The organism is Crassaminicella profunda (assembly GCF_019884785.1).
Taxonomy (GTDB): domain Bacteria; phylum Bacillota; class Clostridia; order Peptostreptococcales; family Thermotaleaceae; genus Crassaminicella; species Crassaminicella profunda.
The window spans coordinates 272,531-296,449 of the sequence record NZ_CP082326.1; the positions used below are offsets into that span (position 1 = coordinate 272,531).

At 31.8% G+C, this 23,919-nt stretch carries 18 protein-coding genes and 1 riboswitch; of the genes, 16 read left to right on the forward strand and 2 right to left on the reverse strand.

The window, feature by feature from the left end:
- Positions 1-66 precede the first annotated feature (66 nt).
- The 4 genes from K7H06_RS01240 to K7H06_RS01255 all read left to right on the forward strand — a co-directional run bounded on the left by K7H06_RS01240 (position 67) and on the right by K7H06_RS01255 (position 5,170).
- Positions 67-1,965, forward strand: coding sequence for an OPT family oligopeptide transporter (locus K7H06_RS01240; protein WP_223038172.1), 1,899 nt, complete (start codon positions 67-69; stop codon positions 1,963-1,965).
- Between the two features lie 491 nt (positions 1,966-2,456).
- Positions 2,457-4,370 carry an OPT family oligopeptide transporter gene (locus tag K7H06_RS01245; RefSeq protein ID WP_223038173.1) on the forward strand — a complete coding sequence of 638 codons (1,914 nt, stop codon included), beginning with the start codon at positions 2,457-2,459 and terminating at the stop codon, positions 4,368-4,370.
- Positions 4,371-4,461: 91 nt separating this feature from the next.
- Positions 4,462-4,821: a PqqD family protein gene (locus tag K7H06_RS01250; RefSeq protein WP_223038174.1), complete on the forward strand. Its 360-nt coding sequence runs from the start codon at positions 4,462-4,464 to the stop codon at positions 4,819-4,821.
- Positions 4,814-5,170, forward strand: a complete 357-nt coding sequence (locus K7H06_RS01255) for a hypothetical protein (RefSeq protein WP_223038175.1) — start codon at positions 4,814-4,816, stop codon at positions 5,168-5,170. The genes K7H06_RS01250 and K7H06_RS01255 overlap by 8 nt, the downstream gene beginning before the upstream one ends.
- Positions 5,171-5,301: 131 nt before the next feature.
- Here K7H06_RS01255 and K7H06_RS01260 read toward each other — a convergent pair whose 3' ends face one another.
- Entirely contained in the window at positions 5,302-6,912 is a 1,611-nt protein-coding gene (locus K7H06_RS01260) for a sodium:solute symporter family transporter (protein ID WP_223038176.1), read from the reverse strand.
- Between the two features lie 291 nt (positions 6,913-7,203).
- On the opposite strand from K7H06_RS01260, the gene K7H06_RS01265 reads away from it, so the two are divergent.
- The 3 genes from K7H06_RS01265 to K7H06_RS01275 all read left to right on the forward strand — a co-directional run bounded on the left by K7H06_RS01265 (position 7,204) and on the right by K7H06_RS01275 (position 9,935).
- On the forward strand, positions 7,204-8,073 hold the full coding sequence (locus K7H06_RS01265) for a DUF3100 domain-containing protein (protein WP_223038177.1): 870 nt from the start codon (positions 7,204-7,206) through the stop codon (positions 8,071-8,073).
- Positions 8,063-8,536, forward strand: a complete 474-nt coding sequence (locus K7H06_RS01270; protein ID WP_223038178.1) for a hypothetical protein — start codon at positions 8,063-8,065, stop codon at positions 8,534-8,536. Before K7H06_RS01265 ends, K7H06_RS01270 begins: the two co-directional genes overlap by 11 nt.
- Before the next feature lie 82 nt (positions 8,537-8,618).
- On the forward strand, positions 8,619-9,935 hold the full coding sequence (locus K7H06_RS01275; protein ID WP_223038179.1) for an amidohydrolase: 1,317 nt from the start codon (positions 8,619-8,621) through the stop codon (positions 9,933-9,935).
- A gap of 65 nt (positions 9,936-10,000) precedes the next feature.
- Here the strand turns inward: K7H06_RS01275 and K7H06_RS01280 are convergent, their stop codons facing one another.
- A complete protein-coding gene (locus K7H06_RS01280) occupies positions 10,001-10,429 on the reverse strand; it encodes an Lrp/AsnC family transcriptional regulator (protein ID WP_223038180.1) in 429 nt (142 codons plus the stop codon).
- 274 nt (positions 10,430-10,703) lie between these two features.
- Between K7H06_RS01280 and K7H06_RS01285 the strand changes: the two genes are divergently transcribed.
- The 9 genes from K7H06_RS01285 to K7H06_RS01325 all read left to right on the forward strand — a co-directional run bounded on the left by K7H06_RS01285 (position 10,704) and on the right by K7H06_RS01325 (position 23,919).
- Positions 10,704-12,101: an oxaloacetate decarboxylase subunit alpha gene (locus K7H06_RS01285; RefSeq protein WP_223038181.1), complete on the forward strand. Its 1,398-nt coding sequence runs from the start codon at positions 10,704-10,706 to the stop codon at positions 12,099-12,101.
- Between the two features lie 16 nt (positions 12,102-12,117).
- Positions 12,118-13,305, forward strand: a complete 1,188-nt coding sequence (locus tag K7H06_RS01290; protein WP_223038182.1) for a pyridoxal phosphate-dependent aminotransferase — start codon at positions 12,118-12,120, stop codon at positions 13,303-13,305.
- Positions 13,306-13,465: 160 nt separating this feature from the next.
- Complete coding sequence (locus tag K7H06_RS01295; protein WP_223038183.1) at positions 13,466-16,180, forward strand: sensor histidine kinase; 2,715 nt, start codon at positions 13,466-13,468, stop codon at positions 16,178-16,180.
- Positions 16,181-16,254: 74 nt separating this feature from the next.
- Entirely contained in the window at positions 16,255-17,085 is an 831-nt protein-coding gene (locus tag K7H06_RS01300; protein ID WP_223038184.1) for a divergent polysaccharide deacetylase family protein, read from the forward strand.
- Positions 17,086-17,189: 104 nt separating this feature from the next.
- A riboswitch (cobalamin riboswitch) is annotated at positions 17,190-17,355 on the forward strand.
- 159 nt (positions 17,356-17,514) lie between these two features.
- Positions 17,515-18,615 carry a DUF4430 domain-containing protein gene (locus K7H06_RS01305; protein ID WP_223038185.1) on the forward strand — a complete coding sequence of 367 codons (1,101 nt, stop codon included), beginning with the start codon at positions 17,515-17,517 and terminating at the stop codon, positions 18,613-18,615.
- A 13-nt stretch (positions 18,616-18,628) separates the two neighbouring features.
- Positions 18,629-20,683 carry a hypothetical protein gene (locus tag K7H06_RS01310; RefSeq protein ID WP_223038186.1) on the forward strand — a complete coding sequence of 685 codons (2,055 nt, stop codon included), beginning with the start codon at positions 18,629-18,631 and terminating at the stop codon, positions 20,681-20,683.
- Positions 20,670-21,377, forward strand: coding sequence for a hypothetical protein (locus tag K7H06_RS01315; RefSeq protein ID WP_223038187.1), 708 nt, complete (start codon positions 20,670-20,672; stop codon positions 21,375-21,377). Before K7H06_RS01310 ends, K7H06_RS01315 begins: the two co-directional genes overlap by 14 nt.
- Before the next feature lie 3 nt (positions 21,378-21,380).
- The gene (locus tag K7H06_RS01320) at positions 21,381-22,967 is read left to right on the forward strand and encodes a hypothetical protein (protein ID WP_223038188.1); all 1,587 of its coding nucleotides are present in this window, start codon (positions 21,381-21,383) and stop codon (positions 22,965-22,967) included.
- A complete protein-coding gene (locus K7H06_RS01325; protein ID WP_223038189.1) occupies positions 22,948-23,919 on the forward strand; it encodes an AAA family ATPase in 972 nt (323 codons plus the stop codon). Before K7H06_RS01320 ends, K7H06_RS01325 begins: the two co-directional genes overlap by 20 nt.

A 23,919-nucleotide genomic window follows, 5' to 3' on the forward strand; every position in this document is an offset into this window, starting at 1 on the left:
GTAGTATATAATAAAATAAGTGACTCTAATAACGAGTTTTTGAACAAAATGTAGGGAGATGACATAATGGCTGATCATGATAAAGTTTTTAAGCCATTTATAGCTGCAGATAAGAACCTTCCTGAATTGACTGTTACATCAATCCTTTCAGGAATTGTGTTAGCAATAGTATTTGGTGTAGTAAATGCATATTTAGGGCTAAAGGTAGGTATGACAATAAGCGCTTCTATACCAGCAGCAGTTGTAGCAATGAGTGTAACAAGGGTAATTATGAAAAGAGATTCAATACTGGAGAGTAATATGGTCCAAACCATTGGATCAGCCGGAGAATCATTGGCTGCAGGAGTAGTGTTTACAATTCCTGCCATGTTTTTATGGGCAAATTCAGCTGGAGTCAATACTCCAAGTGTTAAGTTTGTAATATTAATTTCCTTGTTTGGTGGAATTTTGGGAATTATGTTTATGATTCCTTTAAGAAAAGCATTTATTGTGAAAGAACATGGACATTTACCTTATCCAGAAGGTACAGCTTGTGCGAATGTACTCTTAGCAGGTGAAGAGGGAGGAGAAAAAGCAAAAGCAACCTTTGCAGGCATAGGATTTGGTGCAATATATAAGTTATTAACAGATGGATTGAGAGTTTTTTCATCAAAATTAGAATTCCATATGGATCAACCATTTTCTACATTAATAGGTCTAGATGCACTACCAGCTGTTTTAGGAGTTGGGTTTATTATTGGAAAAAGAATTGCTGGATTTATGTTAGCGGGTTCATTGATCGGGTGGTTTGTAATTATTCCTTTGATATCTCTATTTGGAGTTAATAGTACTTCCATTATATTTCCCGCATCTGTTGCAATTGGAGAATTGAGTAGTTGGGATATATGGAATTATTATATAAGATATATAGGTGCAGGGGCTGTAGCTTTTGGAGGGGTGGTTAGTCTTGTAAAATCTATTCCTATTATATACGAAACGATTATTGAGACCATGAAAGACTATCATGAAATTATAGGAGGAAAAAGTGCCCTTCGAACAGAGCAAGACATACCTCTATCAACAGTAGGATTAACAATTATATTTATTATATTTGCAATAACCGTATTGCCATCCATTGGTATAGGTGTAATAGGTGCCTTGTTAATTGTAATATTTGGATTTTTTTTCGCAACAGTATCTTCTCGTATTGTAGGGCTTATTGGAAGTTCTTCAAATCCTATTTCAGGAATGACAATTGCTACGTTGATTATTGCATCCTTAGCATTTAAGAGTATTTGTGGGGAAGATAATGAAATTATATTTAATGTATTTACTGTGGGAGCTATTATATGTATTATTGTAGCTATGGCAGGAGATACTTCTCAAGATCTTAAGACCGGTTTTTTAGTAGGAGCAACCCCTTATAAGCAGCAAATAGGAGAAATAATAGGGGGTGTAGTAAGTGCTTTGACTTTAGGAGGAGTCTTAGTTTTGTTGAATACGGCCTGGGGATTTGGGTCATCTGAATTACCAGCTCCACAAGCAACATTAGTAAAATTGGTAGTTGAAGGGGTTATGCAGGGAAATTTACCTTGGTCTTTAATATTTATTGGTGTAGCTATTGGAATGGCTATAGAACTCCTGGAGTTACCAATCCTTCCTATAGCCATAGGACTTTATCTTCCAATTAATCTTACCACTACAATTTTTATTGGAGGGTTGATTCGGGGCTTGTTAGACTTAGATTGCATAAATTTAAGGGATTTTGAAAGAAATGGAAAAATCGAATTTGGTATTTTATATGCATCGGGCATGATTGCTGGTGAGGGTGTAGTAGGTGTTATATTAGCTTTATTAGCAGTACTCCATATAGAAATTGCTATAGGGATGAATATTGGTAGCTTGGGGACGATTATTTCATTTGGATTCCTTGTATATATGCTTATGAGGTGGTCTGTATTTAAAAAGATTTATGAATATGAATGATAAAAAGGTAAGAGTAGTCGGTGAACGATTACTCTTTTTTTATGGTTAAAGTATATAAATGTTTTACATTTATACTTTAACTTGATAACGTAATGAAAAAAATTTTTATTCAAATATATGTATAAATATGAAAAAATAAAGTCGAACAGTTGTCAACTGTTGTTAGATAAAATAAAATATTTTTATGGGATGATTTAAAAAAGATAGATAAGGTTACGAAAGTCTTCATTATACCTATATACCCACCGTTAGATAAAGATAAAATCCTTTATCTAACGGTGGGTATAGTTGAAAAAACAAAGGAATGGATAATAGAAATTTTATAAAAATAAGAGAAAAACTTGATGTTTGACTTTTGAAAAAAAGTTGTCTATACTACAATCTAGGTTGCAACCGTGTAATAAAAAATAAATACTTGTGAATTTTCTGAAAATTCAAAAGAGCGAACACAATTTCATATTTATTAAAATTTGAGTAGGGAGGAATGAAATATGTCAAGTACAGGTAAATCTCAGGAATTTAAACCGTTTATTTCTGCAGATAAGATTTTACCAGAATTTACTTTGACTTCAATTGTACTAGGAATTATATTAGCTGTAGTCTTTGGTGCAGCGAATGCATATTTAGGATTAAAAGTAGGAATGACAATTAGTGCGTCTATTCCAGCAGCAGTAATATCAATGGGAGTTATTAGAGGGGTATTAAGAAAAGAATCTATACTTGAAAATAATATGGTTCAAACTATTGGATCAGCTGGAGAATCTCTAGCAGCAGGAGCAATATTTACACTACCTGCTCTTTATATTTGGATGGAAGAATGGAACATGGGATCTCCTGATTTAATAGCAATAACAGCTATTGCTTTATGTGGTGGGCTTTTAGGAGTACTTTTTATGGTTCCTTTAAGAAAAGCTTTAATCGTAAAAGAGCATGGCGTATTACCTTATCCTGAAGGAACAGCTTGTGCAGAAGTATTGCTTGCAGGTGAAGAAGGTGGAGAAAAGGCAAAGATTACATTTACAGGATTGGGAGTAGGTGCAGCATATAAGTTTATTGCAGATGGACTTAAATTATTCCCAAGTGAAATAGAAGCAGCGATTCCTGGTTATAAAGGAGCAGCCATTGGTGCAGATGTACTACCAGCCTTACTAGGTGTTGGCTTTATTATAGGACCTAAAATTTCTGCATATATGCTAGGTGGTGCTGTTCTTGGATGGTTTGCATTTATTCCATTGATTGCTAATATCGGAAGTATGGGGGATATCGTTATGTATCCAGCATCTGTGCCGATTAATGAATTAGGATATTGGGGAATATGGGATAATTATATAAGATATGTAGGTGCTGGAGCTGTTGCATTTGGTGGTGTATTTAGTTTGATTAAATCTTTACCACTAATCGTTCAAACTTTTAGAGATGCCATGAAGGATTATTCAGGTAGTACAGGTGGAAATGCAAATATTAGAACAGATCATGATATGTCAATGAAAATGGTTTTAATTGGTTCTTTAGCAGTTGTTTTAGCAATGATGATGTTACCGATTATACCAGTAGGTTTTGGTGGAGCACTATTAATTGCAATTTTTGGTTTCTTCTTTGCAACAGTTTCTTCAAGAATTGTTGGTCTTGTTGGTAGTTCATCAAACCCAGTATCTGGTATGACTATTGCAACATTAATCATTACTGCTATTATATTTAAGGCAAGTGGAAATGATGGTCATACGGGAATGATCGCAACATTAACTGTAGGTGCGATTATTTGTATCATCGCTGCCATGGCAGGGGATACTTCTCAGGACTTAAAAACAGGTTTCTTAGTAGGTGCTACACCTTATAAACAACAATATGGTGAAATTATTGGTGCAATAGCAGCTGCTCTTGCAATTGGTTTTGTTTTAACATTATTAAATAAAGCATGGGGATTCGGATCTTCTGAATTACCAGCACCTCAAGCAACATTGATGAGATTGGTTATAGAAGGTGTTATGGGTGGTAACTTACCATGGGCTCTTGTATTTACTGGAATAGGCGTAGGAATTACAGTTGAATTATTAGGATTACCTGTTCTTCCAATTGCTATCGGTCTATACTTACCAATTCATTTAAGTACACCAATTATGGTAGGTGGTATTGTTAGAGGAATCTTAGATAAAAAATTAGAAAAATCAAATGAAGAAACTCATAGTATCAAAGAAAAAATTGAATGTGGTATTCTATATGCATCTGGTTTAATCGCAGGAGAAGGATTAGTAGGTATATTACTTGCTATACTTGCTGTAGCTGGAGTGAACCTTGTATTAGACATTAATTTAGGGCAAATAGGAGCATTGTTATTCTTTGCTGCATTGACTTTCTCACTTATGAGATATTCACTATTTAAGCAAAGTTCATCTAAGAAACTTTAAGTACTAGAAAGAAAATAGTATAATATTTGAAAGAATAAAAAAGGGGATATTTTTAATATCCTCTTTTGAATCTATAAAAAGAGGTGAAATGATGGCTAAAAAAATAAAGAAAGATGATAATTATTTAGAGTTGGTGCCTTTTAAAAATAAGAATCAAAAATGGGAAGTAAATGATATGGGCTTGGTGCAGTTGATTATTCCAAGAGAAGGGATTTTAGATAAAATTGTAAGGTTTTTCTTTAAAACACCAAAAGTCATGCGAATAGATTTAGATGCTCATGGGAGTTGTGTATGGAAAACGATTGATGGTAAAAGGAATGTTGAACAAATTGGTGCAATTATAAAAGAAGAGTTTGGTGAAGATGCAGAACCTCTTTATGAAAGACTTGGGACTTATATAAATATTTTAAGAAACAATAAATTTATTACATTAGAGAAGGTAAGTGAATAATATGATAGGATTTTTAGGAAAGGTAGTATTATTTGGAGTAACTATTGCTTTTTTACTGGCATGGGGATATGTGAAGCAACAAAGAAAAACAGAAGAATTATTAAAGATATTATATAGAAAATGTGAAGAGCGAATCATAAAAGAATTAAAAAAAACAGAGGAGCTTACAGGGAAGGAAATTGAAAAAATTATTCATGGAACAAAAGCCTCTTTGTTTTGGAGTAAAAATAAATTGCAGGTTACTGATTCGAAAATAGTCATGAAGCATTTATTAATGGAACTGTTAAATAAAGGCACCATTGAGATCGTTGCTAATAGTAAACCTAAAAAATACAAATTAAAATGTTGAACTTATTCAAAAATAAAAAAGTAACAGTATAAACTTTTTAGATTTAGCATAAAGGTTTATACTGTTTATTTTTTTTAGTCTTGTATTTGTATAAATAGTAGGATCGTTCATATTCAACTTTGATGAATGCATTATTTTACTGAATGATATTTTGTTTTTGACCAGAAGAAAAAGCCTTGATCTTCCATAATCTTTCCATCTGCATCTATCATTGGTTTAGGAGGATCAATTTTTTGTGTTACTAAAGAGCCAACAATAAAAGCCATAATACTTATGATAAATGCAGGAACAGCAGCTACATAAATGGTATCCCACATGGCCCAGCTGTTAAAGAAAACCCCATTAATCATATTTTTTTCAGCAATACTTGGATAAATGAGTATGTATCCTATAATCCAAGAAACTAATCCACCTATAAAGGAACTGAAGGCACCATAAGTGTTGGCTTTTTTCCAAAATAGGCCACCAATATAGGAGCTGGTAGTTGTAGGAAATAGTAAGGCTCCTGCAAAAACAATCAATTTGTAAACACTTTTAAAATAGATGCCAATAGCCATAGATAAAAGGCCTAATACTACAATCGCTATTCTGATGACTACTAATACATTTTTATTTGTAGCATCTTGTTTGAATAACCTATAGGCATTATGCCCTACTAAGGTTGAAGCAGAAAGCAAGTTATTTCCTGTTCCACTAACAATAACAGCTGCTAATGATAAAACCAAGAAAACAGAAATCCAAGGAGGTAAATATTTATTTGCAAACCAAGGAAGTACATGTTCGGCTTGAGTAATAGGGAAATCTGGATATAAGATATATACGCTCATGCCAATAAATACAGGAATCATTCCAATAAAAAGATATAATAATCCACTGGTAATGAAGCTGAAAGCAGCTGTTTTTTCATTTTTTGCAGCTAATGCTCGGGTAATTAAAGTAGAGTTATTTAAATCTCCCAAACTCATAACAGTCCAGGCTGCAAAAAAGTAGGTAAACCCAGTGAGGCCTGAATACCATTTAAAACCACCTTTTTCAGGAGAAACAGGGGTTAGGGCAAAGGCAGGAAGATTGCTATAGTTACTAGCATTTTCTAAGAAATTTTGAATACCCCCTACTTCTTTTAAAGCAAAGGGGATCATGATGAGTAAACTGATGATAATTAAAGTAATGGATACGGCATCAGCTCTAGATAAAGCCCACAATCCTCCTAGAAGGATGACGATAATAATCGTAATGGTACTGATCAGTACAGCTGTGTTCATGGAAAATCCAGTTGAAAGATGTATAATTACACCTAGAGCTACTAGTTCTCCTGCAATCCAAGAAAGTCCTGCTAAAAACTGCATAGCAACGAAAGCTGCGCCCATTTTTTTGCCATAGCGGTTGGTATAAAAATCTACAATAGTTGTATATTTTGCTTTCCTTAAGCGATATGCAAAAAAAAGACCTGTAAAGACTAAAGTAATCATTGGAGACCAAGGATCGAAAATAACACCTTGCATACCAAAAGTGAAGGCTTCTCCAGCTCCTCCTAAGATAATTCCTGCGCCCATCCAAGTGGCAAGAATAGAGGCTACCAAAAATGGGTAGGTAAGTCCTCTTCCAGCTAAAACCAAGTCATCTGATTCTTGTACTTTTTTAGAATAATGATATCCTGCTAAGATGATGGCAAAAAAATAAAGGAGTAGAAAAAATAATATCCAGTTTTTTAATTTAAAGACCGTAATCATTTCCTGTTCCAAGATGAACTCACTTCCTTTGTTAATATGTAATTTTACAAATGTATATGTAATTTATTACCATTATAGCATATGTCTATTTGCCTGAGAGAAAAAAATAGAAGAAGCATGTGTAGAATTTGATGGATTTTGTAAAATAAAATAAAAATTTTTTTCTAAATATATTGTATGTATAGAATGAATATGGTACTATTAAGCTTATAGTTCGTTTGAAGAAAACAAATGTATCTAATCAACGAACAGTGATATTGTATTGCTAGGAAAAATTACATTAAAAAGAAAGGTAGGGTGAATATGGAAAAGAAAAGATTGACAGAAGATGAACTGATAGAAACCAAAAATAGAAGTTCAATATTTACAAAACTTTATGTTTCGGTATTATTTATTGTTATTATTTGTGAATTTATAGGTATTAAAAAGATTGCTGTTGGACCTGGACAGATTGTATTACTACCTATGTTATATGCAGTAATTATAGGAATGGTGATTACACCTGATCTTTTAGGAAAACCAGTAAAAGCATTAAAAGCATTGATTTCAGACGAAGTAATGGACCTTGCAGGTACGCTAGTAATGTTTGCACTTTTACCATTGGGGGTAAAGTATGGAACCTTGGTAGGACCTAATATTGTAAAGGTTGTACAAGCAGGACCTGCATTTTTACTACAAGAGTTAGGAAATTTAGGGACTGTTTTTATAGGACTGCCCCTAGCGTTAGCATTGGGACTTAGGAGAGAAGCTGTAGGTGCAACGGTTAGTATATGTAGAGAGCCTACCCTTGGAGTAATAGGAGAAAGATATGGGATTAATTCTCCAGAGGGTACAGGTGTTTTGGGAACATATATGATGGGAACAGTTTTTGGAACTATATTCTTTGGACTTTTGGCATCTTTTGCTGCGTCTACTGGAATCCATCCTTTAGCATTAGCTATGGCATCTGGAATGGGAAGTGGAAGTATGATGACAGCAGCATCATCATCCCTTGCTGAAACAGTACCAGCTATGAAGGATACGATTCTTGCTTATGCAGCAACAAGTAATATGTTAACAGGTGTAACAGGTCTTTATTCAGTTGTATTTATTGCGTTGCCATTATCAAATTATTTATATAAAAAATTAGCGCCAAAGTTTGATAAAAAAGGAGGTCATGTAGATGCTAACTAGGACGATCAATCAGTCAAAAATTATGCTGGTTATTGGAATGATGATTTTAATTGGTCAAAGAATCGGTCAAATTATTGTAGACAAACCAGTTACTCCAATAGGTCAGGCTATTCCTGGTATATTAGCGGTTTTATTTGTTTGTATCATTTCTTTAAAAATCAAAGAAATGTTACCTAATTTGAAATTCCCAGCATTTGCATGGGCTACATTGATTGCATTGATTTTAAGTATGCCTTTTATGCCGACAGCAAAGCTATTTTTGCAATATACAAATAATGTAAACTTTTTAGCAACAACTACGCCAATATTAGCGTTTGCGGGTATTTCTGTTGGAAATAAAATTGATCAATTGAAAAAAATTAGTTGGAAGCTTGTGATCATTTCTATAGCCGTATTTATTGGTACATATTTTGGATCTGCTCTTGTGGCACAAACCATCTTAAAGATGCAAGGAATTATTTAATCGTATATGATAGGTAATCTATTTTAATAGATTACCTTTATCCTTTTATAGATAAAAGATTGAAAGAAAGGAACGAAGAATAATGGATAAAAAACAACTAAAAGAAAAAGTATGCCAAGCAATTGATGAAAATAGAGAAAAAATTATTCATTTGGGAGAATCTATTTACAAAAATCCTGAATTAGGATACAAGGAAAGTTATGCAACGAATTTTATTAGTGAAGAACTAAAAAAACTAGGATTAGAGGTAGAGAAAAATATTGCTGTTACAGGCTGTAGAGCTAGAGGAAATGTAGAAAAGGATGGGCCAAGAGTAGCTGTTTTAGGTGAAATGGATGCGGTCGTATGTAAAGAACATAATGATGCCGATCCTGAAACAGGAGCAGTTCATGCATGTGGGCACAATATTCAAGTAGCTTCTATGCTTGGTGCAGCAGTAGGGTTAACCCTTTCAGGAGTTTTAGAAAAATTAGATGGAAAGGTAGATTTTTTAGCAGTACCTGCAGAAGAATATGTAGAACTTGCTTATAGAAGCAAATTAAAGGAAGAGGGAAAAATTAAATATTTTGGTGGAAAGCAGGAGCTCATTCATAAAGGTTATTTTGATGATGTAGATATGGCTATGATGATGCATGTATTAAATTTAGAAGATAAAAAAGTATTAATTGGTGGAAAAGGAAATGGATTTATTGGAAAGAATGTTCAGTTTATTGGAAAAGAATCACATGCTGGAGGTGCACCAGAAAAAGGCATAAATGCTTTGAATGCCGCTATGTTAGCGCTTAATAATATTCATGCACAAAGAGAGACGTTCAAAGAAAGCGAAAAAATCAGAGTGCATCCAATTCTTACAAAGGGTGGAGATATTGTCAATGTTGTTCCTGCTGATGTACGTATGGAAATGTATGTGAGAGGAAGAACTATTCCTGGAATAATTGATGCAAATGAAAAGGTAAATCGTTCACTAAAGGCTGGTGCTATGGCTATAGGAGCAAAGGTTAAGATATCTGAAATACCAGGATATTTACCTCTTTTAAACCATCATGGATTAGATACACTTTTTAAAGCCAATGCATCCGAGTTTGTAAAGACAGAAGAAATTATAGAAGATGGAGATTTTACAGGCTCATTTGATTTTGGAGATGTATCTCATCTTATGCCATCATTACACCCGTTTATAGGAGGGATTAAAGGAGATCTTCATACCCGTGAATTTAAAAATGAAGATCCAGAATTATGTTATATCGTACCTGCAAAATCAATGGCAATGACGATTATTGATTTATTATTTGACGAAGCGAAAGTGGCGAAAGATATTATAAAAGATTTTGAGCCAAAGATGACAAAGAAAGAATATATAGAATTTTTAGAGACAGTATCCGGTGTAATCACTGAATAAGTTTATAAAAGTAGTGGTTAGGATGGAGTGAAAAATGCCTTAATCCTAACCCCTTTAAGGATTAGTTATAGAATAATTTTGCTTTCTATAGGAGAGGATAGAATAATAGAAGTCTTAGTATTTCCCATTTTTTTGATAGAATCAATTAAATTTTCTAGTTCCTCCATACTTTCTACTATTACTTTTAAGGTCATACAATCACCACCTGTTACGTGATGGCATTCAACGATACTGTTTTTGTTTTGTGCATACTCTAAAAATTTTTTATAATGATCTCTGTCCATAGAAATGTCTATAAATGCTTGTACGTTTTTGTTAAGCTTTTGCGGATTGACAGTGGCTTTATATCCTGTAATCACACCATTTTCTTCTAATTTTTTTATTCTTTCTGATACAGCAGGAGAAGTTAATCCTACCAATTTCCCTAAGTCTTTCATGGAAATTCGACAATTTCTCTGTAATATTTCTAAAATTTTTAAATCTGTAGCATCCATAATGATCCTCCCCTTAAAAAAATAAAGAAAAATTAGATAATAATTATAATAATAAAGTAATCATATTATAACACTTTTTGTAGAAACTGTACATAAAGGGAGGACCTTGATAAAATAATAATGAAAGCATAATCATGCAAGCTAGATAATGCTATTATGCATAAAAATATAAAAATACTTTGAAACGTGTACAGAAGATGATGGAGATGCAGGGAAAACGATTTACAATTAATAATTTGAATTATGTGTAAAATGAATAATGGGAGGGGAAACCATGGCAAAGGTTAAAATAACAGAAACGATTTTAAGAGATGCTCATCAGTCTTTAATTGCTACTAGAATGAAAACAGAAGAAATGCTACCAGTATTAGAACAACTAGATCAAGTTGGTTATCATGCTTTGGAAATGTGGGGAGGGGCAACCTTTGATGCTTCTTTAAGATTTTTAAATGAAGATCCATGGGAAAGGCTGAGAACTATAAGAAAGAAAATAAAAAATACCAACCTACAAATGCTTTTAAGAGGGCAGAATATTTTGGGTTATAAGCATTATGCAGATGATGTAGTCATTGAATTTGTTAAAAAATCTATTTATAATGGAATAGATATTATAAGAATATTTGATGCTTTAAATGATGTAAGAAATCTAAGAGTAGCAGTAGAAACAACCAAGAAAGAAGGCGCTCATGCACAAACAGCCATTTCATATACAACAAGTCCAGTTCATACAACAGAAACTTATGTAAAATTAGCAAGAGAAATGGAAAGCATGGGAGCAGATTCTATCTGTATAAAAGATATGTCAGGTCTTTTGACACCATACTATGCGTATGAATTGATTTCAGCACTAAAAAAGGCAGTAAAGATTCCTTTAGAACTGCATTCTCATATGACTAGTGGTTTAGCAGATATGATTTATTTAAAGGCAATTGAAGCAGGTGTAGATATTATTGATACAGCTATCTCACCATTTTCAATGGGAACAAGCCAACCACCTACAGAATCCATGGTTGCAACATTAAAAGGAACAGAATATGATACAGGACTCCAAATTGAGAAGCTTAATAAAATTGCTGAGCATTTTAGACCTATAAGAGAAAAAAGTATAGAAAGTGGACTACTAGATCCAAAAGTATTAGGGGTAAATATCAACACCTTAATTTATCAGGTACCAGGAGGTATGCTTTCAAATCTTGTTTCACAGCTTAAGACACAAAATGCTCTTGATAAATTTGAAGAGGTACTAAAAGAGGTGCCAAGAGTAAAGGAAGATTTAGGGCATCCACCACTAGTGACACCTACAAGCCAAATCGTAGGAACTCAGGCAGTGCTAAATGTAATTACTGGAGAAAGATATAAAATGATTCCAAAGGAAGTAAAAGCTTATGTAAAAGGTATGTATGGAAAACCAACAGTACCAATAAAGCCTGAAATTATTCAAAAAATTATTGGTGATGAAGAAGTAATTACCTGTAGGCCAGCTGATTTAATTAAACCTCAGCTAAAAAGCATAAGAAATGAAATGAAAGAATATCTAGAACAAGAAGAGGATGTATTATCTTATGCTTTATTTCCACCAGTAGCTGTAGAATTTTTTAAATACAGACAGGCTGAGAAATATAAAATAGATAGTAATTATGCGGATAAGGAACAAAAGACTTATCCTGTATAAAGAAAGGGGAATAATTATGAATGATCAATTATCGAGGAAGAATAAGGAAATATCTCCATCTCTTACATTAGCTATTACAGCAAAGGCGAAAAAAATGAAAGCAGATGGTATGGATGTAGTAAGCTTTGGAGCTGGGGAGCCTGATTTTAATACACCAGAGCATATAAGAGCTGCTGCTATTTCGGCAATGGAGAAGGGGCTTACAGGATATACTGCAGCATCTGGACTTCCTGATCTAAAGCAGGCTATTTGTGATAAATTAAAAAATGATAATCATTTAGCATATAAGCCAGAGAATATAGTTATTTCTAATGGAGCAAAACATTCACTATTCAATACATTGCAAGCAATCTGTAATCCAGGAGATGAGGTAATTGTACCTGTTCCTTATTGGGTAAGCTATCCAGAACTTGTGAAGCTTGCAGATGCTAATCCTATTCTTGTTGAAACTTCAGAAGAAGAAGGATTCAAATATACAAAAGAAAGCTTATTAAGAGCTATCAATGAAAATACAAAAGCCATTATTTTAAACAGCCCTAATAATCCAACGGGTACAGTTTATACAGAGAATGAATTAAAAGAAATTGCAGAGATTGCAGTAGAAAACAATATTTTCATTATATCTGATGAAATTTATGAAAAATTAATTTATGATGGAAAGCATGTAAGCATTGCTTCTTTAGGAGAAGACATAAAGAAATTAACCATTGTGATCAATGGTATGTCAAAGGCTTATGCAATGACTGGATGGAGAATAGGATATTTAGCAGCAGATAAAGAGATTGTTAGCATTATCAATAATATTCAGAGTCATGCTACTTCTAATCCAAATACCATAGCACAATATGCTAGTATTGCTGCTTTAAAAGGAGATCAAGAGCCAATTAACAAAATGATTGAAGCTTTTGTTGGAAGAAGAAATTATATGGTTGAAAAGATTAATACGATTAATGGAATATCTTGTAGAATGCCAGAGGGTGCATTTTATGTAATGGTAAATATATCAAAATTAATAGGAAAAATTTTCAATGGTTTTACTATAAACGGTTCAATGGATTTTGCAGAGTATCTATTACAAAATGTAAATGTAGCAGTGATTCCAGGGGTTGCCTTCGGAGCAGATCATTATATTCGATTATCTTATGCTACTTCTCTTGAAAACATTGAAGAAGGTTTAAAAAGAATTGAAAAAGCAATTCAATAAAAAATAATTATTAAAAAAAGCATCCGAAAGGATGCTTTTTCGTATTTTTATGACAAAAGAAGTGATATTTCATCAAAGGTCTATAACAATAAAATGTAGAATAAAGTAAAAGGGATAAAAATTTTGATGTAAAGATAGTATTAGGGGGATGAATGGCGGGATGGGCAATGTAAAGAATCATAAAGAGATAGGTCTCATTTGCTTTATTATGTGTATCTTTATTTTATCAACAAATTGTTCATTTTCACAAGACAAAAGTAAGCAACATATACTTATTCTAAATTCTTATCATAGAGGGTGTAATTGGACGGAACGTATAGAAGAGGGGATTATAAAAACGTTAAAAAGTAATGATAAAAACTATGCAATTCATATGGAGTATATGGATACAAAGAGAATGTATGATGATGAATATTTAAAAAAGCTATATGAATTATATGAATACAAATTTAAAGATAGCCAATTTGATGTGATCGTATCTACTGATGATGATGCGTTAAAATTTTTGTTAAAATACAAAGAAAAATTATTTTTTGATACACCAGTGATTTTCTGTGGAGTCAATGATTTTAAAGATTCAATGCTTATAGGGCATAAAGATTTTACGGGAGTAGTTGAAAAGGCAGATATAAAAGATACGATAGATATAGGTCTTAAGATGCATCCTAAGACAAAATATATTGCTGTCGTATTGGATGAAAGTTTCAATGGTATTAAATATAAAAAAGAAATAGAAAAAATCGAACCTTCTTATAGTGAAATAAAATTTATTCTTATAAATGGAGAAAAAATTAGTGATATTAAAGAGAATATTAAAAATTTACCAGAATCAAGTATTATATTTTGGAGTGGTATGTTTAAAAATCATGTGGGAGGATTTATTTCAACGAAAAAATGTATACAAAGTATTTCGAAAGAAAAGGCTCTTCCTTTATATAGTTGTTGGGAGAATTATTTAGGTAGAGGAATTGTAGGGGGAAAGATTGCAAGTGGTTATGATCAAGGGGAAATAGCTATTGAAAAAGCTATAAAAGTTTTAGAAGGAGAAAGGATTGAAGCTATTCCTATTATGAAAAAAAGTTTAAGTCAATATAGGTTTGACTATAACCAAATGAAGAAATTTGGAGTAAAGCTTTCAGATTTACCAGAAGATAGCATTGTCATGAATAAACCTTCTACGATTTATTCCGTACAAAAGGAAATCGTTTATAATATTTTATTGCTTATTATTATTTTTCTTATAATGATTACAACTATACTCTTTAGAAATATTTCTAAGCGAAAGAAAATTGAAAAAAAACTAGAAGATCATTTAGAATTTATGAATATGCTTATGGATACCATTCCTAATCCAATATTTTATAAAAATACAAAAGGGGTTTATATAGGATGTAATAAAAGCTTTGAAGAATTTATAGGGATTACTAGAAAAAATATTATAGGTCAAGGTGTGTATGATATTTTTCATAAGGAATTGGCCGATGTTTACTATAAGATGGATGATGAATTGATGGATCAAGGAGGTCATCAAATATATGAAGAAAAGATTCATAATCAAGATGATACCTATCGTGATGTGATTTTTTATAAGGGAGCTTATAAAAATTCAGAAGGAAAAGTAGATGGACTCATTGGTGTTGTTGTGGATATAACGGAACGGAAGAAGGCTGAGGAAAAAATACATGAAAGTGAAAAGCGATATCGTAGACTATTTGAGCTCTTACCAGAAGGAATTATTGTTTATGATGAAGAACAAATAGAGTTTACAAATAAGGCTGTAATAAATCTGTTAGGAGCAGAAGATCAACATGAAATTATGGGAAAACATATAATGGATTTTGTACATCCAGATTATCATGAAATTGTTAAAAAGAGAATGAGACGGATAAAGGAAGAGAAGGCAACAGTGGCTCCTTTAGAACAAAAAATTATTAGAATAGATGGAAAAATAATAGATATAGAAGTTACAGCTACACCATTTATGGATAATGGAAGAGTCAAAAAAATTGTTGTTTTTAGAGACCTTACAGAGCATAAAAAATCAGAAGCTTTGCAGAAAAGAATAAGGGAAGCAGAGGAACAAGATAAGCTAAAGACAGAATTCTTTGCAAATATTTCCCATGAATTGAGAACACCTTTGAATGTAATCTTTAGTAGCATGCAATTACTTGAATTAGATCTGAAGAATAGCTTTAAACTATATGATATAGAAAATTTAAATAAACGTATGAAGGTATTGAAGCAAAATGGATATAGGTTACTAAGACTAGTAAACAATTTAATTGATATTACCAAAATGGATTCAGGCTATTTTGAATTAGAAATACAAAATCATAATATTGTAAGTATTGTGGAAGATATTACCTTGTCTGTAGCAGAATATATTGAACAAAAACAAATAAACATTCAGTTTGATACAGATGTTGAAGAAAGGATTATTGCCTGTGATCCAAATAAAATTGAAAGGATTATATTAAACTTGCTTTCAAATGCTATAAAATTTACAAATCCAGGTGGAAGTATTTTTGTCAATATGCTTGATAAGGGTGAAAATATAGAAATCGTAGTCAGGGATACGGGGATAGGCATTCCAGAAGATAAGCTAGAAATTGTTTTTGAGAGATTTAGGCAGGTGGATAAATCATTAAGGAGAAATCATGAAGGGAGTGGAATTGGTTTATCTCTTGTGCAATCTCTTGTGAAAATGCATGGAGGAGACATTTGTGTTGAGAGTGAATATGGTAAAGGAACTAGGTTTAGCATAGAACTTCCAGTAAAAATAATAGATGAAGGAAAACAGAATTTACCAAAACAAAAGATTCCACAAGCTTATGCTGAAAGGATAGATATTGAGTTTTCTGATATATATGCATAGAAAATCATTGGAATATATTTCTATCGTTACAGTATAGTATATTAGAGTAAAAATTAATAGGGGATGTGGGGCGTATGTTTTTGGTAATGACAAAAAAAGCATTATATAAAGTCATTATTTTAATCCTTGTGATATGTTTGTTGATAATAGGTGCTTTTTTTAAATGTACAAAAAATACTCAAACTAATTCTGAGCCAGCTGGCTATGTTGCATTGGTTATTGATGATCTTGGATATCATGGGGACGGAACAGATGATTTGTTAAAAATTAATATCCCTATTACTGCTGCTGTAATGCCATTTTCACCATTTACCAAGAGTGATGCAGAAGCTGCATATAAAGCAGGGATTGAAGTCATCATGCATGTACCTATGGAGCCCATTGTTGGAAAAAAGGAATGGCTAGGGCCAAGAGGAATTACTTGTGATTTATCGGATGAAGAAATAAAGCTTCGGATTAAAGAAGGATTAGAAGAAATAAAATATGCTACAGGGATGAACAATCATATGGGTTCTAAGGCTACTCAGGATCAAAGAGTAATGAAGGATATATTGGCAATTGCAAAGGATAAAAATTTATTCTTTTTAGATAGTAAAACAAATCCAAATTCTGTTGTAGCAGATATAGGAGAGGAATTAGATGTTCCTTGTTTCGGAAGAGATGTATTTTTAGATAATGTAAAAAGTCAAAAAACAATAGAAAAGCAATTAGAAAAACTTAAGTGTATTGCCCTAGAAAAGGGATATGCCATAGGAATAGGACATGTAGGAGCTGAAGGGGGAAAGGTTACCATTAGTGCTATAAGAAATATGGTACCTGTTTTAGAACGGGAAGGCATTGAATTTATAAATTTATCAAGGTTAAAGGATTTGATGAAAAACAATAATAAAAATGATTTAGAATGAATTTAATTGAACGATAGCATAGTTGAGGGTTTTATATAAATGAGTAATTGTACCAATAGATTGACAAAATGGAATAAAATGCTATAATGAGGATGGTATAACAATTAAATAAAACGTGTAATGATTTAGGGAAAAGGGTGAAAAACCCTTGCTGTAGTCGCAGCTGTAACCGATGATGAGGATCAAAATATGCCACTGTCAAAAGGACGGGAAGGTTTGATTTAAAGATGACTCGGGAGCCAGAAGACCTGTCGTTATATGCTTCGGAAATCCTCCGACTTAGAGGAGAAGAAGATATATACATATAATAATATGAAAGTTTATATTGGCAAATCCAATATTTTCAAATCATAAAAAAGATAAATATATCTGAATCATCTTTCAAGTTGGAAGATGATTTTTTTATTTTTCATGAAGGGGGAATAAAGGATGAAAAAAATAAGATTAATCTTTTCTTTATGGATGATTATGGTTCTTATGATAACTAATTTAGGATGGAGTAATGCAGAGAGAGAAAAAGAAGGATCTAATGTAGTTGTGATAGATGGCGTGACCTACAAAAACTATAAAGGGCCTGTTCAAGGAGAAATCAAATATAAGGAAGGTAGACCAGCAAGTCAAAATTCAAAAGTACGTAAGGCATCTGGAGATATTGAAAGCCCATATCATGTAAATTTAGTTGTAACTACTGATTTTGGACATAAAAAAGTATATGCAAAAAATGTTGGACTTGTAAAAGATGAAGTGGGTATGGAAATATTATTTAGAAATTTAGATATTCAAACTGCCTATGGTGGTGGATTTGTGAATGCTATTAATGGAATTGAATCAAAATTTACATTTTATACAGGAAAGAATAGAAAAAAACAAGACTGGTTTTATTGGGTAAATGGTATTTTAGCACCAGTAGGAGTGGCAGAATATAGACCAAGCCCTGGGGATGTAGTATGGTGGGATTATCATGACTGGGGCACAACTATGTTTGCACCAGCTGTTATTGGATCTTATCCCCAACCTTTTAAAAGTGGATTTTGGGGCAAAAATCCAGGAACGGTTATTATGTACGCAGATGGATATAAAGATGAAGCAGAGAAACTAAAGGCAAGTCTTATGAAACAAGGGGTTAAGCAAATAGATTTATCATTTTTTAATCCAAAGGTTTTAGAAAAGCCTAAAAAATATTACATTTTACTAGGAACATGGGATAAATTATCACAAAAAAGTCAACTTATGAAGGATATCAATAGAAAAAATAAATTAATTGGTACTTATGTGAAATTTGAGGGTGGAAAGGTAAAAGCTTTAGATTTTAAAGGAAAATCTAGAGCATCTTATGACCATGCTGGCGCTATCTATGCTTATGCAGCTGGAATAGGAAGTGTTTGTCCTATTTGGATGGTGACAGGAACGGATGATGAAGGAGTAAAGAAAGCATTAGATGTACTACTAAATAAACCAAAGGCTATTGACAAACATTTTAGTGCAGTGATCTCAAAAAACGGAATAGAAAATGTACCTTATGTTAACTAAAGGATGTGAAAATATGAAAAAAATAAGTATCTTTTTGAGTGTACTTATTTTCGTCACTTGTTTTTCAATTGTAGGACAAGCACAAACTTTTCATATGGACTTAACTGTGAAAACAGGATTTGATGGAAAGTGTAAACTAGGAGGAATGAATCCAGTAAAAGTGCTTTTAACTACGAAAACAGATGTGTTTAAAGGAGTTTTAAAAGTTGTTATAGGCGAAAGGGTTTATACTCATCCTATAAATTTAGAAAGGAATACAAAAAAAGAATATACATTTTCCATACCTGTTTTAAAAGGAAATGAAGAGATAGAGGTAAGTCTTGAAAAGATGGGAGAAACAATAGAAAGTAAAAACATTTCTTTAGAAGTTTTTCCTGAAAATACAATTTTTATAGGTATTTTAAGTGAACAGCCTCAAAATTATTATGGAATAAAGACAATGAATAATGATTTATTCCAAGATAAAAATATAGAATCCATCAAATTAAATGAAACGATGGATTATAGTTTAAAGGAATTAGAAAATTTTAATGTATTACTTATAGATAATTTCTCTACAGAAAATCTATCTAGTAAAAATCAAGGAATACTAAAAAAATGGATTGCTAATGGAAATACAGTAGTCATTGGTGCAAATCAATATGATTATAAAAACTTAACAGGTATATTTGAAGGGATAGTAGAGAAACAGAATATAGGAGACGGATGGGTAATTCCGGTAAAGACTTTTGATGATATAGAATCAATCAGTGACAAAATTAATGAGAATATAACTGCATTTAGTATGAATAAAATAGTAAATACGAATGTTTTAGAGAAAAAAATCAATGATTCAAAGAATCTTTATGGAGCAGTCGATCATTTATTAAAGCCTACATATAATACGGTATTTTTCCTATTATCATTTTTAATCATTTATTTACTCTTATTAGGGATGTTTATGTATTTTGGGAAGAGACAATGGATTTTTCCAACGATTATTATAAGTTTTTGCTTTATATTTTATGGATTTTCTTTTATAGGCGGATTTGCCAATTGCAAAGCTGTTAGTGCAGCTGTAAAAATAAATCATTATGGATTAGAGGGGTATAGATTTACCAGTCTTTATCCAAACCAAAAAGGTGATAGTTCTCTTGCATTTACAAATGATGAATTTATTGATGTATGTAATAGTACAGATTATATATTAGATCCAATTCATAAAAAAGTAACGGATCTTGTGAATCAAGAAGATTATGACCAATTAGAAGGGGATGAGCCCCATTCTTTATATAGGGAAGAAGTACAATTTGGGGAAACTCATACTATGAGGATTCATTTAAATGAAGAAATGTTAGAAGGGGAAATTATCAATCCTATGGTAGATAAAATGTATAATTGCTTTTTACTCATAGGGGATACGGTTATTTCTTTAGGAGATTTGGATGGAAAAGAAAAGAAATCTATCAATTACGAAATAGATAATAGTTTAAGAACATTAGGGGATTATAATTATCTTGAAAAAATTTATGAAATAGCAAACTTAGAGGATTATCAAAAACAAATGTTTGAATACTATTTTTATCAGTTAGATCAATCTTCGTACAATGCTCATTTCTTTGGATTTAGTAAAGACATTGAAAAGATTAATATAGATAACCATAAAGAAAAGACAAAAGAAATTAGTTTGAATGTATTTGATGTAAAGATTAACAATACAGAAAAGGTATATTTACCTTGTGAGGTTATAAGACCTGTTATGAACTATGAAGAAAATGAAGAGAAGAGAGAATGTATTGTAGAAGAAGGAAAAGAAATAACAATATATTATGCTATCCCTAAAAATATAAACATAGAAGCTATCAATCTGTATACAAAGGTTGATGGAGGAGAAATAACTTTAGAAGTTTATAATCAAGATACGAAAGTATGGGAAATACTAACGTCCGAAAAACTTATGAAAAACCAACTAGGAAAATATATTTCAAAAGGACCGTTGATGATTAAAATAAAAGGAGATGGAAGAATCATTCTTCCTCAGATTGATGTAAAAGGAACAAATGGGGAAGTAGGTGATGAAAATGCTTAAACTTCTATATATAAACAAAAAAAACAAAGGGTTTATCCTATCTTATGTATTACTTTTAAGTATGGTTTTATTAGGATACCTATTCATGATAGCCATGAGAGCAGAGGGGTATCAACCTGAAATTTATAAAAAAGGGTATATATATTTTTGCAGCTTAGCATTTTTATTATCTACGATCATTCTTCCATTATGGGAAATGAAAGAGAAGGATTATTTAAAAGGATTGGTAGAGGTATTGATTTTTATTTTTTCTGCTATTCCTCTTATTTTGATTTTATTGATTGTAGGAAAAATAAGTATAGAGTATATTCTATTACCTCTTTTGATTCAAATTTTATGGGGGGTGACGATTTTTAGTATAAAAAACATATTAAATAGTCTTAAGCTTCAGATGAGATTAAAAGCTTTTGTATTGATTATTTTTAATTTTTTTGTATTAATTTTTAGTATGATTTATTTATTTTTTTATAGTCAATATGCAAACCTTGTTATTACGACTATTTTTGATAAAGACATTCCAAGTATATTTTTCATCAATCCATTATTATCCTTAACAGGGGTTTTGTACGAACAGATGGGTGGTAGTAATCAAATGGGGATGAAGCCTTTCCTTGTGTGCTTTGTATTTTGGGCAATATTTTCAAGTGTCATTGCTTATTCATCGAGTAAAATGGCAAAACACCAAGGGGTGTAGATCATGAAGAATGTAGATGTGATTTTAAGCAGACTAAGAAATAAAATTTGGATACAGAACATCTTAAAGAATATGATCAATGGATTTTGCATGGGTAGCATAGGATTTTTTTTAATCATTAGTGGTGCACATTTTTTTTCAACGACTTATGTATTAAAGAAATCTTTTATAGTTATATTAGCCCTTATAGCTTTAGGTATAATTGTAGGTTTTTTTAGAAAACCAAGCATACAAAAAACTGCATTAACGGGTGATGCATTAGGACTTGAGGAACGTCTTGTAACTTATTTAGAGTACAAAGATGAAGAAAACGTTATGATAGAAAACTTTAAAGAGGAACTCTCTAGTATTTTAACAGTTTTTGATCTAGTGAAAAAATATAAAATGAAACTACCTCTAAAAAGAATAATTATTAGTTTTTTACTATTATCTTTAGGAACTGGGATTTATTTTGTTCCTGCTGCATCCATGGATGTGGCAAAAGATCAAGAAAATATTAATAAAGAATTAAGAGAAGAAGCACAAAAGATAGATGCGTTAAAAAGCAAACTAAAAAAAGATTTAGAAGATGAAAATTTAGATAATAAGCAAAACGAGAAAATCATCTTAACCTTAGAAAAAGCAGAGAAAAAACTAAAAAATAGTTTTGACTATGATGAAGGTGCAGCAGATGTTATAGATGCTCATAAAAGAATAAAAGAAATGAATGGTGAAAGCTTAGGGGAAGAACTAAAAAGCGTAGCAGGTGTTTTTGACGGATTAGGACAAGAAGAAAAGTCTATAAAAGAGGCTTTTGTGTCAGGGGATGTAGAAAAAATAAGTGAAAAGTTAAACAATCACACATTCTCTAAACAAGATCAGGAGAAAATCATTGATCATATTAATGAGATGGAAAAAAGATTAGGAAGTCAAGATGATGGAAAAAAGGAATTGCTAAACAAGATGAAAACAGCTTTAGAAGAAGAATCTACAGGAGAAAAGCTGTCAAAAGCATTAGAAGATGTTGAAGAAAATAAAAAAATAAAAAAATTTACAGAAGAAACAGAAAGTAAATTAACTAGTATGAAAGAAAGACTTTTGGCAAAAGGAGATCAGGGTTTTAAAGGACTTTCAGGAGATGAAAAAACTCGTGATTTTGCAAAGGGTGAAAATGAAGATACTAAAAATGGAGAAATGATAACACAAAAGGGAAATGAAATAGTGCAAGGGGATATGAGTAATCAACATATGGAAAATGCAAATGGTTTAGGGGGAAGCAATGGTACGGATTTTGAAAATGAAAAATCTACAGAAAGAGTGGGAAAAGTAGAAAGACAAGAACAGTCTACAAGACTTGGAAAAAATAAAGAAGAAGCTTCTTTTGTAAAATCTTCTTGGCAAAAGGGCGGAAAGCTTACAAACAAAGAATCAGATCAAGCAATGGCACAAAAAGGAGAAAGTGAATCTTTGAATACGCTGTATGGTGAATTTCAAAAACAGGGAATGAACTATGTGGAAAAACAACAAATACCATTGTCTCGAAAGGAATTGGTACTAGAATATTTCAATAAGCTGAATGGAGGAGTAAGGAATGGAAGAGGCAATCATTAGAAATTTTTATGATGATTTTGAAGAAATCGAAAGAGAAATAAAAAAGCAAATTGTAGGACAAGATGAAATCATCAAAAAAGTACTGATTGGAATTATTGCAGGTGGAAATGTACTAATGGAAGGAACACCAGGACTTGGAAAAACCGTTTTAGTCAAGACTTTTTCAAAGGTATTAGATTTGCCTTTTTCAAGGATTCAATTTACTCCTGATTTGATGCCTGCTGATATAACAGGAACAGAAATTGTCAACAAAAATGCAGAGGGGTTGGAGTTTCATTTTGAAAAAGGACCTATATTTAGTTCTTTGGTTTTAGCAGACGAGATCAATCGAGCTACACCAAAAACACAGAGTGCTCTTTTAGAAGCCATGCAAGAAAAAACAGTAACCATTGGAAAAAATACTTATAAGTTAGAGGAGCCTTTCTTTGTTTTGGCAACAGAAAACCCTTTAGAGATGGAAGGAACTTATTCTCTTCCAGAGGCACAATTAGATCGATTTATGTTCAAATTAAACATTGAGTTGCCTCAAATGGAGGATTTGTTTAAAATTATTGATTTAACAGTAGATCAAGAAAATGAACCCAATATTAAAAAATGTGCAACAAAAGAAAAGATATTATCACTTAAAAAAGCAGCTATGAAAGTACCAATAGCTTCAAATATAAAGGAAAAGGTTATAAAAATTATGCTGAGTACCCATCCAGATAGAAGTGAAATAAAACTAGTAAAGGATTATGTAAAATGTGGAGCAAGTCCAAGGGGAATACAAGCAATCATCGCAGCGTCAAAAGTAAGAGCACTATCAGAAGGAAGATTTCATGTTTCATTAGAAGATATTTATGATATGGCTATTCCTTGTTTAAGACATAGAATTTTTCTAAACTTCAAAGCAATGGCAGACAAGGTAGATCCAGATATGATGATCAAGGAAATACTAAAGAAGGTGAAATAA